At 39.9% G+C, this 15,475-nt stretch carries 13 protein-coding genes, 1 tRNA gene, 1 other RNA gene and 8 pseudogenes; 3 read left to right on the top strand and 20 right to left on the bottom strand.

Features of this window, described 5'->3' with window-relative positions; all coding sequences use genetic code 11:
• Both RWP09_RS09815 and RWP09_RS09810 read left to right on the top strand, forming a co-directional pair.
• On the top strand, window positions 1-879 hold an 879-nt coding region (locus RWP09_RS09815; protein WP_314437171.1), incomplete at its 5' end, for an Rpn family recombination-promoting nuclease/putative transposase.
• Window positions 880-886: 7 nt separating this feature from the next.
• A pseudogene (locus RWP09_RS09810) lies at window positions 887-1,255 on the top strand (hypothetical protein); the annotation flags it as partial.
• Between the two features lie 139 nt (window positions 1,256-1,394).
• Here RWP09_RS09810 and RWP09_RS09890 read toward each other — a convergent pair.
• From RWP09_RS09890 to comW, 19 genes and pseudogenes are all read right to left on the bottom strand, one after another.
• Window positions 1,395-1,565: pseudogene (locus tag RWP09_RS09890) on the bottom strand (LPXTG cell wall anchor domain-containing protein); the annotation flags it as partial.
• 448 nt (window positions 1,566-2,013) lie between these two features.
• Entirely contained in the window at window positions 2,014-2,274 is a 261-nt protein-coding gene (locus RWP09_RS09800) for a hypothetical protein (RefSeq protein ID WP_314437166.1), read from the bottom strand.
• A gap of 166 nt (window positions 2,275-2,440) precedes the next feature.
• Window positions 2,441-3,868: a hypothetical protein gene (locus tag RWP09_RS09795; protein ID WP_314437163.1), complete on the bottom strand. Its 1,428-nt coding sequence runs from the start codon at window positions 3,866-3,868 to the stop codon at window positions 2,441-2,443.
• Window positions 3,869-4,227: 359 nt separating this feature from the next.
• A pseudogene (locus RWP09_RS09790) lies at window positions 4,228-4,641 on the bottom strand (flagellar assembly protein H domain protein); the annotation flags it as partial.
• A 14-nt stretch (window positions 4,642-4,655) separates the two neighbouring features.
• Window positions 4,656-5,084, bottom strand: a pseudogene (locus RWP09_RS09785) (hypothetical protein); the annotation flags it as partial.
• Window positions 5,085-5,106: 22 nt separating this feature from the next.
• Entirely contained in the window at window positions 5,107-5,970 is an 864-nt protein-coding gene (locus RWP09_RS09780; protein ID WP_314437160.1) for an Rpn family recombination-promoting nuclease/putative transposase, read from the bottom strand.
• A 119-nt stretch (window positions 5,971-6,089) separates the two neighbouring features.
• Window positions 6,090-7,058, bottom strand: coding sequence for a ribose-phosphate diphosphokinase (locus RWP09_RS09775; RefSeq protein ID WP_033682853.1), 969 nt, complete (start codon window positions 7,056-7,058; stop codon window positions 6,090-6,092).
• Window positions 7,059-7,203: 145 nt separating this feature from the next.
• Window positions 7,204-8,019: pseudogene (locus RWP09_RS09770) on the bottom strand (PrsW family intramembrane metalloprotease).
• A gap of 24 nt (window positions 8,020-8,043) precedes the next feature.
• Entirely contained in the window at window positions 8,044-8,541 is a 498-nt protein-coding gene (locus RWP09_RS09765; RefSeq protein WP_004237611.1) for a carbonic anhydrase, read from the bottom strand.
• A 72-nt stretch (window positions 8,542-8,613) separates the two neighbouring features.
• The gene (gene radA, locus RWP09_RS09760; RefSeq protein ID WP_399553580.1) at window positions 8,614-9,978 is read right to left on the bottom strand and encodes a DNA repair protein RadA; all 1,365 of its coding nucleotides are present in this window, start codon (window positions 9,976-9,978) and stop codon (window positions 8,614-8,616) included.
• 10 nt (window positions 9,979-9,988) lie between these two features.
• Window positions 9,989-10,504: a histidine phosphatase family protein gene (locus RWP09_RS09755; protein ID WP_314437157.1), complete on the bottom strand. Its 516-nt coding sequence runs from the start codon at window positions 10,502-10,504 to the stop codon at window positions 9,989-9,991.
• 18 nt (window positions 10,505-10,522) lie between these two features.
• A pseudogene (locus tag RWP09_RS09750) lies at window positions 10,523-10,825 on the bottom strand (isochorismatase family protein); the annotation flags it as partial.
• Window positions 10,821-10,955, bottom strand: a pseudogene (locus tag RWP09_RS09745) (DNA repair protein RadA); the annotation flags it as partial. The pseudogenes RWP09_RS09750 and RWP09_RS09745, both read right to left, overlap by 5 nt.
• A 37-nt stretch (window positions 10,956-10,992) precedes the next feature.
• Window positions 10,993-11,532 (bottom strand): histidine phosphatase family protein, encoded by a 540-nt coding sequence (locus RWP09_RS09740; RefSeq protein ID WP_314437176.1) that lies wholly within the window; start codon window positions 11,530-11,532, stop codon window positions 10,993-10,995.
• Between the two features lies 1 nt (window position 11,533).
• Complete coding sequence (locus RWP09_RS09735) at window positions 11,534-11,977, bottom strand: dUTP diphosphatase (RefSeq protein ID WP_125410200.1); 444 nt, start codon at window positions 11,975-11,977, stop codon at window positions 11,534-11,536.
• A gap of 56 nt (window positions 11,978-12,033) precedes the next feature.
• An RNA gene (gene ffs, locus RWP09_RS09730) (signal recognition particle sRNA small type) lies at window positions 12,034-12,131 on the bottom strand.
• A 32-nt stretch (window positions 12,132-12,163) separates the two neighbouring features.
• Entirely contained in the window at window positions 12,164-12,631 is a 468-nt protein-coding gene (gene tadA, locus RWP09_RS09725) for a tRNA adenosine(34) deaminase TadA (RefSeq protein WP_314437149.1), read from the bottom strand.
• A gap of 199 nt (window positions 12,632-12,830) precedes the next feature.
• Complete coding sequence (locus RWP09_RS09720) at window positions 12,831-14,117, bottom strand: adenylosuccinate synthase (protein WP_173282840.1); 1,287 nt, start codon at window positions 14,115-14,117, stop codon at window positions 12,831-12,833.
• A 230-nt stretch (window positions 14,118-14,347) separates the two neighbouring features.
• A complete protein-coding gene (gene comW / locus RWP09_RS09715; RefSeq protein ID WP_314437146.1) occupies window positions 14,348-14,584 on the bottom strand; it encodes a sigma(X)-activator ComW in 237 nt (78 codons plus the stop codon).
• A gap of 486 nt (window positions 14,585-15,070) precedes the next feature.
• Between comW and RWP09_RS09710 the strand changes: the two are divergent.
• A pseudogene (locus tag RWP09_RS09710) lies at window positions 15,071-15,248 on the top strand (ISL3 family transposase); the annotation flags it as partial.
• 94 nt (window positions 15,249-15,342) lie between these two features.
• On the opposite strand, the gene RWP09_RS09705 reads toward RWP09_RS09710, so the two are convergent.
• Window positions 15,343-15,416 (bottom strand) — tRNA-Asn (locus RWP09_RS09705).
• Between the last annotated feature and the right edge of the window lie 59 nt (window positions 15,417-15,475).

Raw genomic sequence — 15,475 nt, 5'->3', positions numbered from 1 at the left:
ATCACTTGTCAATTTATCCGCGATATGCTGGACTTGCCTGCAAAAAATGTGACCATTTTGGAGGGAAGTAACATTCACGTCTTGCCTTCTATGCCGTACTCAGCACAGGATTTCTATACAAGTATAGATGTCTTGGCAGAGTTGGATAATGGAACTCAAGTAATCATTGAGATTCAGGTGCATCATCAGAATTTTTTCATCAATCGCTTGTGGGCTTATCTATGTAGTCAGGTCAATCAAAACCTAGAAAAAATTCGTCAACGAGAAGGTGATACACACCAGAGTTACAAACACATCGCACCAGTATATGCTATCGCAATTGTGGATAGCATATACTTCTCAGATGACTTGGCTTTTCATAGCTTTAGCATGCGAGAGGATACGACAGGTGAAGTCTTAACAATTACAAACAACGGTCAAGAAAACCATCTGGTTAAAATGGCTTTCTTAGAATTAAAAAAATATAGAGAAACCAGCAAAGATAGCATTCGCAAGCCGTGGTTGGAGTTTTTCGGGAATAAACCCTTTACCCAGCAACCTGAGCGGGCCATCAGCCAAGCAGACCAACTGCTAGACTATAAGAGTTGGTCCGAGGAGGACAGGAAAATGTTTAGTCAACTACGTATGAGAGAAGAACAAGCCTTGTTAGCACAGGACTATGCCTTGGAGACAGCTAGGGCAGAGGGGCTGGAGCAAGGTATTGAACAAGGTTTAGAGCGTGGTCTTGAGCGTGGGAAAGTTGAAGGAAGGGAAGAAGGGAAACTTTTTGCCTTCTTAGACATGGTTCGCCAAGGTCTCCTGACTTCCGAGGTTGCAAGTCAGCAATTGGGCATGACTGTTGATGAGTTTGAGTCACTATTGAAAGACCATCATAAATAAGACCTAAAAATATAGAGAAACCAGCAAAGATAGCATTCGCAAGCCGTGGTTGGAGTTTTTCGGGAATAAACCCTTTACCCAGCAACCTGAGCGAGCCATCAGCCAAGCAGACCAACTGCTAGACTACAAGAGCTGGTCCGAGGAGGACAGGAAAATGTTTAGTCAACTACGTATGCGCGAAGAACAAGCATTATTGGCTCATGACTATGCCTTGGAACAAGCAGAGGAAAAGGGCTTAGAGCGTGGGAAAGTTGAAGGAAGGGAAGAAGGGAAACTTTTTGCCTTCTTAGACATGGTTCGCCAAGGTCTCCTGACTTCCGAATTTGCGAGTGAGCAATTAGGCATGACCGTCGCTGAGTTCGAGGCGCTGTTGTAAGTTTATAAAATAACATAAAAGTGAACAAGACTAAAATATCGTTTTGTTCACTTTTTTCTTCTTTCAATAGAACTTTCACTATAGTCAATATCACAAAAAGAGAAGGGCATAAATCCTTCTATTTCATATTTTCAACTAATTAGTTTTTACGTTTAACAAATGGAAGGGCACCAAGGAGCAATCCTAGGAATCCTAATGATGCAACTGCAACGTTATCTTTACCACCAGTATTTGGAAGTTCTTTCTTATCTTCTGCTTTTGCAGCTGGGGCTTGATAAGTATTATCTTGACTAGTTCCTGCTACAGTTGGAGCTGGGATAGCATCTCTTACCTTCTTATATACAAATCCAGTAACTGTCTCACCTTCGACATCATACCAATCAGCTCCTAAAAATTCATAACCTTTGTTAAGAAGTTCATCATGGTGACCTACATAGTTTTTCTCATTAAAATCTTTTTCCTCAAATAGGATAACATCATTATCACCATCTACCCACATTGTTTTCTTAGCAATAGTTGGACTTGCAGAATAAATATGACGAGTCAAAGAACCATTTTTTTCAGTTCTAACATAAGTGTAGCCATCTTCAAGAATATGTGTATGACTTCCTAAATAGTCTTTATCTAATTTACCTTTATCTCCAGTAATTAACACATCTCCATCATACGTAATCCACTTACCATTTTCTTCAGTAACTAAATTATCTCCATTTTCTGCAACCTATTCTGTTCTAGCTCCTGCTTCTTCTTTCTGCAACCTATTCTGTTCTAGCTCCTGCTTCTTCTGCTTTTTTAAGTTCAGCTTTTTCTTCAGGAGTCAGTGATTTATTTGTAATAGCATCTACTGCTTTGTCTTTAGTTTTAGCAACTTCTTCTAATAATTTTTCAGCATCAGCTACAGTAGCACCATTTTGAAATACCACATAGTGAACTTCTTTAACTATTGAAATTAGTTGATTACCTGTAACAACGACCTCAGTTCCTGTACTTGCAGCGTTTACTGGTTGAACTGCTGCCATAGCTAGCACTGAAGTGGCTAGTAAAACATACCGGTTAGTATTTTTTTCATGAGAAAAATATCCTTTATTAAATAGTTAATTTTTATATAGACCATCTACCTTTCCTATAATAAATGTAAGAAAAAACTAGGAGATTTTACTCCTAGTCTTTGTTTATATATTAGTATTATACTAACTCACCATTTCCGTTTACAGTGTAACCGTCAGGAGTAGTTGTATTTACAAGTAATGCACCTGAACCATCTAGGTAGTACCAGTGGCTACCTACATATTTCCAACCAGTTTGCATTGCACCTGAACCATCTAGATAGTACCAAGTACCATTGTCTTTAACCCAACCAGTTGCCATCCAACCAGCTTGGTCGAAGTAGTACCAAGTACCGTTGATTTTTTCCCAACCGTTAGTTGTGTAAGAACCATCAGCGTGTTTGTACCACCAGCGAGAACCTGATTGAACCCATGCCGCTTGAGCTGCTGGTTTTTCTGCTGGTTTTTCTGCTGGTTTTACAGGGTTTTGTGCAACAACTTCTTCAACAGCTGCTTTAATTTTATCCAACTCAAATGTCAATCCAAGAGCTTTTGCTTTGTCTGGAGCAATAGAACCAAATTCAGCATTAGCTGCTCCAATTGCAGCGCCTAAAGTTGATTTAGCTGCAGCAATGCTTCCTGCACCTGTTCCTGTAAGAGTATCCAATTCAGCTCTAAGACCTACACGACCTGTTGCAGGATCACCATCTACCAATTTCTTAGCAGCAGCCAATTTACCATTATTTTCTGATTGTGCTCTACGTGCTACTCGAAGTTCTTTTTGAGCTTGATGAATAGCATAGCTTGTAGCATAGTCAACATCGATAACTTGGTCAATTTCTGCATAAACTTGATCTAAACGAGCTGAACGAGTAGCTAATACAGTTTTAGCGTCATTATAATCAGACTCTGCAGAAGTAACATCATCTGTTAATTGTTTTACTCTTTGGTCATATTGGTTTACACCACTAGCATCAAAATCAAATTTAGTTGCATGATTTGCTTTATAGTCAGCTAAAGTTTTTCGAGCATCTACTAGGATAGCTTCTTTTGCAACAACATCTGTCTCAGCAGCAGCAATACTTCCTGCTCCAGTACCTTCTAAAGCAGCCTGTTCAGTTCTCAAAGCAATATTTACATTACTATAAGCTTGAGTATCAACTAAGAGAGTAGTAAGTTTATCTGATGCAGTTTTAACAGCAGCAGCCAATTCTTCTAATTTTGCTTCACGAGCTTGGCGGTCTGTCAAAGCTTCATGGTAACGTGCATAAACTGTTTTATATTCATTTTGACGTTGTGTAAGCTCATTGATAGCTTGTTGAACAGCATTAACTTTGTTAGCCAATGCATCAGCTTTTGTTGCATCTGCTGGTTCAACAGCTCTTGTACCGTCAGCTTTATAGTATGCATAACCAGAACGAACTAATTCAATTTTTTGTTTAAGAGTTTGTACATAAGTACTTGTATTAGCTGTAACTGATGGAACAGTAACATCTTGCGCATTTACTGAGTTATAGGCACCGAAAGCTGCCAAAACAACAGCACTTGTCAATAAAACTTTTTTCATCGTTTTATCTCCTTCATTTTCTTTATAATATTTTTCGTAAGACTATCTTACTACTATACAGTATATAAATATTTGCAGGATTTGTCAAGGGTTTTCTGATAATTTTTTCTTTTTCATCATTTTTTTAAAAAGAGACAAAAAGGTCATTCTTATGTAAAACATAAAAATTTAGAGAGGTAAGTTGTAAAAATCATCAGAAACTTTAGCAAAAACTACTCTATCTAAATAACTTGAATAATTAGATAGTGCTCACTTCCATGATATTATCTTACAAACTCTATCAAATGTCAAGCAAAAATAGCAAGTTTTTTGATAAGAACTTGCCATTTCATCAACTTTCTACTATTTAAAATGTGACCTTATAGCAAGGCCTCAAACTCTGCGACCGTCATGCCCAATTGTTGGCTGGCAACTTCAGGTGTTAGAAGACCTTTATGTACTAGATTTACTAAACCTACTTTTAATCCCTGTTCAATCCCCTCTGCACGACCACGCTCTAAACCTTGTTCAATACCTTGTTCCAATCCCTCCGCCCTAGCTGTTTCCAAGGCATAATCCTGAGCCAATAACGCTTGTTCTTCACGCATACGTAGTTGACTAAACATCTTCCTGTCCTCCTCAGACCAGCTCTTGTAGTCTAGCAGTTGGTCTGCCTGACTGATGGCTCGCTCGGGGGCTTGGGTAAAGGGCTTATTCCCAAAAAACTCCAACCACGGCTTGCGAACCTCGTCTTTGCTGGTTTCTCTGTATTTTTTTAGTTCCAAGAACGCCATCACTTGTGATGGTCTTATAAGAGTGCCTCAAACTCAGAGACAGTCATGCCTAATTGCTGGCTGGCAACCTCGGAAGTCAGAAGACCTTGACGAACCATATCTAAGAATGCAAAGAATTTCCCACGCTCCAGTCCCTGTTCAATACCTTCTTCTCGCCCCTTTTCAATTCCCTCTGCACGACCACGTTCAAGTCCACGTTCTAAACCTTGTTCAATACCTTCGGCTCTAGCGGTTTCTAAGGCATAATCATGAGCCAATAATGCTTGTTCTTCACGCATACGTAGTTGACTAAACATCTTCCTGTCCTCCTCGGACCAGCTTTTATAGTCTAGCAGTTGGTCTGCCTGACTGATAGCTCGCTCAGGTTGTTGGGTAAAGGGTTTGTTACCGAAAAACTCCAACCACGGTTTGCGAACCTTGTCTTTGCTGGTTTCTCTGTATTTTTAGGTCTTATTTATGACGGTCTTACAACAACGCCTCAAACTCAGCGACGGTCATGCCTAATTGCTGACTTGCAACCTCAGGTGTTAGAAGACCTTGGCGAACCATATCCAGAAAGGCAAAAAGTTTCCCTTCTTCCCTAGCAGTTTCCAAGGCATAATCCTGAGCCAATAACGCTTGTTCTTCACGCATACGTAGTTGACTAAACATTTTCCTGTCCTCCTCGGACCAGCTCTTGTAGTCCAGCAGTTGGTCTGCTTGGCTGATGGCCCGCTCAGGTTGTTGGGTAAAGGGTTTGTTCCCGAAAAACTCCAACCACGGCTTGCGAACTTTGTCTTTGCTGGTTTCTCTATATTTTTTTAATTCCAAGAATGCCATCTTGACTAGATGGTTTTCTTGTCCATTGTTTGTAATTGTTAAAGCCTCACCTGTCGTGTCCTCGCGCATACTAAAGCTATGGAAAGCCAAGTCATCTTGGAAATAATTGCTATCTACAATGGCAATAGCATAAACTGGTGCGATATGCTTGTAACTCTGATGAGTATTACCCTCTTGCTGACGAATTTTTTCGAGGTTTTGATTGACCTGACTGCATAGGTAAGCCCATAGGCGATTGATGAAAAAATTCTGATGATGAACTTGGATTTCAATAATTACTTGCGTTCCATTGTCCAACTCTGCCAAGACGTCTATACTGGTATAGAAATCCTGAGCCGAGTACGGCAGGGAAGGCAAGACATGAATATTACTTCCCTCTAAAATGGTCACATTTTTGGCTGGTAAATCCAGCATATCGCGAATAAATTGACAAGTGATTTCTGGATTGCTAAAGATTTTCTTAGCAACCAAATCATTAGTTGGGCTAATGCCCGGATGACGTAATGTCATACTTTCTCTCCTTTCATTATAGCACATTTTTAAATCTAGGTTTACTAGATTCTCTGGCTCTATCTTATTTATTCGGAAAAGAGATGAAAAAAACCTGAGAATCATCTCAGGCTCGATCATTAAATCTTTTTCTCAATACTGAAAAGTGGAGAAAGTGGGCGTTTTTCATGGATACGTACGATAGCATCACCCAGTAGATGAGCGATTGAAATCTGCTCAATCTTATCAATCAAACGCTCTTCTGGCAGATAGATGGTATCCAAAACAACCAATTTCTTAATAGCTGATTTTTGGATATTGTCCATAGCAGGACCAGAAAGAACTGGGTGCGTACAGCTTGCATAGACTTCAACAGCACCAGCTTCTGCAAGGGCATCTGCCGCATGACAAATCGTTCCAGCAGTATCAATCATATCATCAATCAAAATACAAGTCTTGCCTTCGACCTTACCGATGATATTCATGACTTCACTAGTATTCATCTTATCAACACTACGACGTTTGTCGATGATAGCGATAGATGTTTTCAAAAATTCTGCCAACTTACGAGCACGAGTCACCCCTCCATGGTCTGGGCTGACAACCACATAGTCAGAACCAACCATGCCACGACGCTCAAAATAATCCGCAATCAGAGGAGCACCCATTAAATGATCCACAGGAATATCAAAGAATCCTTGAATCTGCGCAGCATGTAAGTCGATGGTCAATAAACGATCCACTCCAGCTACTTCAAGCATATTTGCGACAAGTTTTGAAGTGATTGGCTCACGCGCTCTCGCCTTTCTATCCTGACGTGCATACCCATAGTAAGGCATGACAACATTGACAGATTCTGCACTCGCACGCTTCAAAGCATCTACCATAATCAAAATTTCAAGCAGATTGTCATTTACAGGCGAACTAGTCGATTGTAGGATAAAGACGTGTTTCCCACGGATTGATTCTTCAATGTTGACCTGAATCTCTCCATCTGAAAATTGACGAACACTTGATTTCCCCAACTCTATCCCAATCTCCTGCGCTACACGTTTTGCCAATTCTTGATTAGAAGAAAGGGCAAACAGCTTTAAATCAGAAAAAGACATGATTTCCTCCGGTATATATGTATCGCTTGTGCTTTTCACAAGATTTTTCCATCTACCATTGTAGCGCTTTTTACACTATTTTTCAATCAAAAATAAAAGAAGGGTACCATATTTGTACCCTTGCATCATTCTTTTGCAAAATATTCTAGTTCATCAACTCATTGTGCTTCTCAACAAAGCGATAAGCCTGATAAAAACCATAGAGAGCAATAGCCGTAACCACTGGAATCGCTAGTGGCAACTCTGTCTCTAATTCTACAAAAGGAGAGTTAAACAAGAAATGAGTTCCCAAGGCCAAACCTAAGAAAATAAGCCCCTCTTTCTTGCCAACCTTCTGTCCTTTATAGGCTCTGTAAAGCAAGTAAACACCTACTACAGCTAGACCTGAAAAAGTCCAGTGAGAGGCAATACCTGAGATGATACGCTCTAAAATTCTCGAAATAGTAAAGTCAAAACCCTCTGGCAAATCCGTACGAATGTAGCCAATATCCTCAATTATTTGGAATACCAAACCAGAAGCAATGCCTAGTAAAAACAATGATTTTAATTTTCGCACAGGAATCAAAGCTAAAACAAAGACAAGTGGCAATAATTTCAACGGCTCTTCTACCAAAGGAGCCACAATAGCACTTTCAAAGGCATTTAAAAATGCACTATCTGGGAAAAGAACGCCCAGTAAATCATGGATATAGGTATTAGCAAAGCTAGACAACCAGCCTGAAAGGAACATTCCTCCCAATAAAGACAAAATCAAGGCCTTCTTTGGTAATTACCATTTTTTCCCAATACGGAAAAGGAAATAAAGAGTCGGAATCATGTAAAAGAGAGCTAGAAAGATAGAAACTCCCATTAGTCCATATTCCTCAGCTGACATCGAACCATCCGTATAATAGATGGTTTCATACTGTAAACCAATACAGAGCAATAAGATAAAAATAAATAAAATACTGTTTTTCTTCATACACTTTCTTTCTAAATAAAGTGTTTATAATTCTACAACTGTCATACTTCCTGTATCCACATCGTAAATAGCACCAGAGATAATGACATCGTCTGGTATTAGGGGAGACTCGATAAGAAGTTGCATGTCCTCGCGTACACTCTCCTCTATATCTTGGAAGGGCAAGAAGTCCTGGTCTGACACATCAACACCTAGTTCCTCTTTCAGATACTCCTGAAAAGGCCCATTTTCAAAGGTCTGAGCACCACAGTCTGTATGGTGCAATACCACAATCTCTCTTGTCCCCATTTGTTGCTGGGAAATAACTAGCGAACGAATCATGTCTTCTGTCACTCGACCACCTGCATTCCGCAAGATATGAGCATCCCCAAGTGCCAAACCTAAAGCTTGCGCAACGTGCAAACGAGAGTCCATACAGGTCACAATGGCTACTCTAGTTTTGGGTTTAAGTGGCAGATTTAACTGCCCATGTAGGGCAACATAAGCCTGATTGGCTTGCATAAACTGTTCAAAATACGACACGATTCCCTCCTTGAAAATTTGATAGTCAAATATTTCTCCTATCTTATCATTTTTAAGAGGATTTGTCACAGATTAAGCAAAAACCTTTTTCAAAACTTCCTGAATCGTTGTCACTCCAATAACCTGAATTTCCTTAGGCGGAGTGATTCCTGTCAAGGAATTCTTAGGTACATAAATCTTAGTAAAACCCAGTTTAGCAGCTTCATTGATGCGCTGCTCGATACGATTCACGCGCCGAATTTCTCCTGTCAAGCCCAATTCTCCGACAAAACATTCCTGAGGATTGGTTGGCTTATCTTTGTAACTAGAAGCAATGGCAACAGCAACGGCCAAGTCAATGGCAGGTTCATCCAATTTGACACCCCCAGCAGATTTGAGGTAGGCATCCTGATTTTGCAAGAGAAGCCCTGCCCGCTTTTCCAAAACAGCCATAATCAGACTCGCACGATTAAAATCAAGTCCTGTCGTCGTACGCTTGGCATTTCCAAACATGGTCGGTGTTACCAAAGCCTGAACTTCCGCCAAAATCGGACGCGTCCCTTCCATGGTCACAACAATTGACGAGCCCGTAGCACCGTCTAAACGCTCTTCTAGGAAAACTTGACTCGGATTGAGTACCTCAACCAAACCGCCCGACTGCATCTCAAAAATCCCAATTTCATTGGTAGAACCAAAACGGTTTTTGACCGCTCTCAAGATACGAAAGGTATGGTGGCGCTCCCCTTCAAAGTACAGCACCGTATCCACCATATGCTCTAGCATACGAGGACCAGCCAAGGTTCCTTCCTTGGTTACATGCCCTACGATAAAGATGGCAATGTTATTGGTCTTGGCCAGCTGCATGAGCTCAGCCGTCACCTCACGCACCTGAGAAACAGACCCCTGCACCCCTGAAATCTCAGGAGACATAATGGTCTGGATAGAGTCAATAATGAGGAAGTCTGGTTGGATGCGCTCCACCTCAGCTCGAACACTCTGCATATTGGTCTCTGCATAGAGATAAAATTCACTATCAATATCACCCAAGCGCTCTGCTCGTAGCTTAATCTGCTGGGCAGACTCCTCCCCACTGACGTATAGAACAGTCCCCACTTGAGACAACTGGGTTGATACTTGTAAGAGAAGGGTTGATTTTCCAATACCTGGATCTCCACCAATTAGGACGAGACTCCCTGGTACCACTCCTCCCCCAAGTACACGGTTGAATTCCTCCATCTCCGTCTTGGTTCGATTGACGTTGACTGAAGTCACCTCAGCCAATTTCATGGGCTTGGTTTTCTCACCTGTCAAGGACACACGCGCATTCTTGACCTCGGCAACCTCAACCTCTTCTACAAAAGAAGACCAAGATCCACAGTTGGGACAACGTCCTAGATACTTAGGGGAATTATACCCACAATTTTGACATACAAATGTCGCTTTTTTCTTTGCGATGATAAACCTCTTTCTATATCTCTAACTCACACTCAATTACTTGGCAAAAATCAATCTTCTCATTTGGCACAAACTGACGCATGAGCATGCGATGGGCTACAACTACCACAGTTTGATGTTCCCGATACTTAGCCATGCATTCTAGAAAACGAGACTTCATCTCTACAGCTGTCTCATATTGAACAGGAGAATTTGGGAGCAACTCCCCCTTGTTTTCTAAAAACAGACATCTAGCTGTTTCAAAGTTCTCTATACCTGTTTCATAAACCTGCCATTCATGCAATAATGGCTCTACCCTCAAAGGAAGGCCAGTAGCACAGGATACATAAAAAGCCGTTTCTAAAGCTCGCGTCACTGCAGAAGACACGATTATTTCTGCTGAAGAGAGGAAAGGATCTTTGCTCAGTTCCTGAGCTTGTTGTCGTCCCTTCTCAGACAAGGGTGCCAAATCTATCCCAAATCCAGTATAGGAACGCTCCTCTAACTCACGGTAATTTGGCTCTCCGTGACGGATAAAAATAATTTTCATATTAAGATCCCCATAAAACTATCCAATCTTGATTCCGCAATCTTGCCACTGCTTCAGTGTTTTAGAGAATTTCTTCTGGTTGGCAACTCCGACAGCAGACAAATCGACAGAAACCTGATAATTCTCCTTGGTAGTTGCCAAAACGGAAGCCTTAACACAGCCATTGCCATCTACCCCTATAAACTCTATGCTTTTAGCACCGTTTCCCTCTAAAAAATCTTTTAAATCTGGATTAGTAAAGCAAGAAGCCCAACGCTTCTCAAAGATACGAGAAGATACAAGCAGCAAGCCGGTCGCAAATTTCTTCTTTCTGTCTTTTCTCACCTGTCAAGGACACACGCGCATTCTTTACCTCGGCAATCTCAACCTCTTCTACAAAAGAAGATCAAGACCCACAGTTGGGACAGCGCCCCAGATATTTAGGGGAATTATATTCACAATTTTGACACACAAATGTCGCCTTTTTCTTTACGATAATAAACCTCTTTCTATATCTCTATCTCACATTCAATCACTTGGCAAAAATCAATCTTCTCATTTGGCACAAACTGGCGCATGAGCATTCCGTGAGTTACAATGATAATAGTTTTATAATTTTTATATTTTTCCAAAGCTCTTAAAAAACGATGACGCATCTCTAGATCAGTTTCATAGCGATAAGGAGAATCTTCAGATAAACCTCCTTGATGTTTTAGATAATATTCATGAGCTACCAATACACTAGTTAAATCAGAGTTAGTGCTATCTAAGTCTGGACGCCACTCATGAAAAAACGGCTCCACAAATAAGTCCAATCCTGTTTCAACTGCTATATAATGTGCTGTTTCTAAAGCCCTCGTCACAGACGATGAAATAATAATCTCTGCCTTTCCAAAACATGCAGTTTTAGCAATCTCTTTTGCCAGACTGCGACCTTTTTCTGTCAATGGTGCTAAATCACGACCAAAACCACTATAGAGTTGCGGATTTTCAAGTTTATCAAGCATACTATAATCTGGCTCTCCATGACGTACAAAGATAATCTTCATTCTAGTGCCCTGTCGATCCAAATCCACCAGTTCGAACGCCATCAGCCGCATCTCCATCTGCAATTAAGAAAGGAGCAAAGACAGCCTGGACAACACGTTCTCCAACTTCAAGAACAACCTCTTGGTCTGTGATATTCTTCATCTGAGCAAAAACATGCCCTTCATTCCCAGGATTTCCATAATAATCCCCGTCAATGACCCCAACTGAATTAATCAAGACCAAGCCCTTCTTACGAGGATTTGAAGAACGATCATAGAGGTAGAGAACCTCAGTCGGTTGCATATAAGCCTTAACCCCTGTCGGAACCAATACAATCTCTCCTGGCGCAATAACTGTACGCACAGCAACCTTTAAGTCGTAACCAGCCGCATGCGCTGTCTCACGCTTGGGCAATAAATTCTCATCTGTAAAACTCGAAACCAATTCAAAACCACGAATTTTCATCATCTTCTCTTTTCTATTATCATTTATTCTAGATTATTCTATCTTATTTATTCGGAAAAAGCACGAAAAAAAGAGCACACAATTCAAATCGCTTAGGGCTGCTGGATTCCTCCCCTGACCCGCTTCACGCAGAACTGTTGCTCCACTATTTATTATATCACATTCCTATTCATTTTAAAAGCAAAATTATTTTTTCCGTCTATTTCTAAAAAAGTCCTGCATAATAGCTGCGCATTCATCTTCCAAAATTCCCGTTTCAACCTCCACACGATGATTGAGACGCTCATCTGTCAAGATATCGTACAAACTCCCAGCAGCGCCAAATTTCTGGTTTTTAGCCCCATAGACCACGTTTGGAATACGGGCGAGTCCAATCGCCCCACTACACATGACACAAGGCTCAATGGTCACAAAAAGCGTGCAATCCAGCAAGCGCCAGCTTTCCTCACTCATGTTCGCATTCTCTATAGCCATAATCTCCGCATGCATAACCGCTCGTTGCAGTTCCTCACGCGCATTATGCCCACGACCAATGATTTCGCCCTCCTTGACAATCACACAACCAATTGGAATTTCATCGTGTTCAAGAGCAATCTCAGCCTCTCTCAATGCCTCCCTCATAAAGACTTCTTTTTCTTCAACTGTATAATTCATCAATTTCCCTTTTACTACTTATCGATTTTATTATTATATCATGAATCCCAAGACAAAAAAAGCCACCGAATGCGGTGACTTTATAGGGAGATTATTATGAAAAAGAAAAGTTTAGGATATTTGTTACAACAAGTTAGGAGGTCTTCTTGTAACTGTCTATAGTATACCCTACCTATCTTAAACAAATCTTAAAAATCTCTTAGGACCAAACACTTTCTAAAATATTTGTTTGTTCACGACCAGGACCTACTGAGAAAGTAGAAATACGAACGCCAACCAATTCACTCACACGACGAACATAGTTACGCGCATTCTCAGGAAGATCTTCCAACTTACGAACTCCGGTAATATCTTCTGACCAACCTGGCAACTCTTCATAGATAGGCTTGCAACGTTTCAATTGCTCAAGACTAGCCGGATAGTAGTCAATACGTTGACCATCAAGATCATAGGCCACACAAATCTTCACTGTATCTAAACCACTCAAAACATCGATAGAGTTCAATGAAAGGTTAGTGATACCAGAAACACGACGACTATGACGCATTACAACTGAATCAAACCAACCCACACGACGTGGACGACCAGTTGTTGTACCATATTCATGACCTACTTCACGGATACGTTCTCCCACTTCATCAAACAACTCAGTTGGGAAAGGACCATCTCCTACACGACTCGTATAAGCTTTACATACACCTACAACCTTGTCAATCTTGCTTGGCCCGACACCTGAACCAATCGTAACACCACCAGCTACAGGGTTTGAAGACGTAACAAATGGATAGGTACCTTGGTCGATATCTAGCATAACACCTTGTGCACCTTCAAAAAGCACACGCTTACCATTATCAAGCGCATCGTTCAAGATTACAGACGTGTCTGTCACATATTTCTTAATTTGTTGACCATATTCGTAATACTCTTCAAAAATATCATCAAAAGCAATCGCTTTACTGTCATACAATTTTTCAAAAAGACGATTCTTTTCAGCAAGGTTACGTTCTAAACGCTCACGGAAAATATCTTTATCCAAAAGATCTGCGATACGAATCCCAACACGAGCAGCCTTGTCCATATAAGCTGGACCAATTCCCTTAATTGTAGTCCCAATCTTATTGTCGCCCTTAGCTTCTTCTTGCAAGCGATCCAACTCGATATGATAAGGCAAAATGACATGCGCGCGATCAGAAATACGCAAGTTATCAGTTGTAACACCTTCCTCATGAAGATAGCTCAACTCTTTCACAAGAGATTTAGGATTTACAACCATACCATTCCCAATAACAGAGATCTTTTCAGGGAAGAAAATTCCAGATGGAATCAAGTGCAACTTAAATTTCTTACCATCAATCACAATCGTGTGACCTGCATTATCACCACCTTGGTAACGTGCAATCACTTCTGCATTAGCTGAAAGGAAGTCTGTAATCTTCCCTTTACCTTCATCACCCCATTGGGTACCTACAACAACAACTGAAGTCATAATCTTGTCTGAGCCCTCAGGCTCTTCCTTTCTCACATACATGGCAGGACTCTCACCTGCAATTATATCTTACAATTTATTATAAGAAAAAATCGCCTTTTTATCAAGAAGAAACAATAGAAAGATTTGCTATTTCCAACTATTAAAAAATGATTTATAAAAATAACTAGCTATTTATTATTATCTTTCCATAAAAAAGTAAATTTGTTCGGAAATTAACTCATACTGTCTCAACAAGCAACAAAACCTTGTTTCATTATCAATTTTTCAATATACAAACGATAAGCAACACGATAATGGTAAACAATAAAATCCTGATGATTCCCAATACGATATCGGACAAGATAATAAATCAAAAACTTAAAATGAACATGTTCCCAATCAAAATTATCACCGAAGAACATACCATACTCTTCTTCAATATTTCTATAAAAATCCATCATCTGATCATAAATACTTTGTAGCATAAGCATACACTCCTTTACTTTTTATGACCTTATTCTAACAAAAAATTATAAACAGTTATTAACAATTCCTGAATTGTTAAAATACAAACCTCAACAAAATAACAAAAAGGAAAAATTGACAGAATAGGAATAAATTTACTACCTAAATGTCAAATGATTAAAGTCCTAAAGAGACCGACTTAAAACTTTGGGGTAAATCCTCTTAGAACTATAATATTTTTATATAGATATTACGGAGTTAATTTTATAGTATAAAAATTTCGGTAACTTCTTAAAGTAACTTCCTCTTGACTGATCGAAGTGGAAGTTAGTCTAAAATGGATTCTCATGGTGAAATTAAGTGTGAGACGTTTGAGTTAGAAATGAGATCTACTCGTCAACTACAAAATCAATAAAATCAAGTATTATTAAAACCAGTGGAACTTAGTTTGAGAATTTAGCTATAAAAAATTTCAATATAATCTATAAAAAGAATCATATAGAACAATTACATTTATCACAAAACTGCTTGCTATTAAAAAACCTAATCTCCAAATTATAGATATTGTTAATAGGGATACACTAAAGAAAATCATCACTTTGTCCTGATTGTGTAAGTCTGATTCAGAAATGTAACCTTCAAAAAAACTCTAGTATTCCTCACCTTGAAACAAATGGTTTACCTATCTCTCCAAGAAAAATATATCTCACCAAATAACACAAAATAGATTATAAATTACATAACAAAAAAAGAGGACTTAACCTCTTTTTCTTAACTACTCCGCCAGTAGGACTCGAACCTACGACATCATGATTAACAGTCATGCGCTACTACCAACTGAGCTATGGCGGAATAAAGCTAAGCGACTTCCATATCTCACAGGGGGCAACCCCCAACTACTTCCGGCGTTC

The sequence above is a fragment of the uncultured Streptococcus sp. genome (assembly GCF_963521255.1).
In the GTDB taxonomy this organism is placed as follows: domain Bacteria; phylum Bacillota; class Bacilli; order Lactobacillales; family Streptococcaceae; genus Streptococcus.
This window is presented reverse-complemented; position numbering and strand designations above follow the sequence as displayed.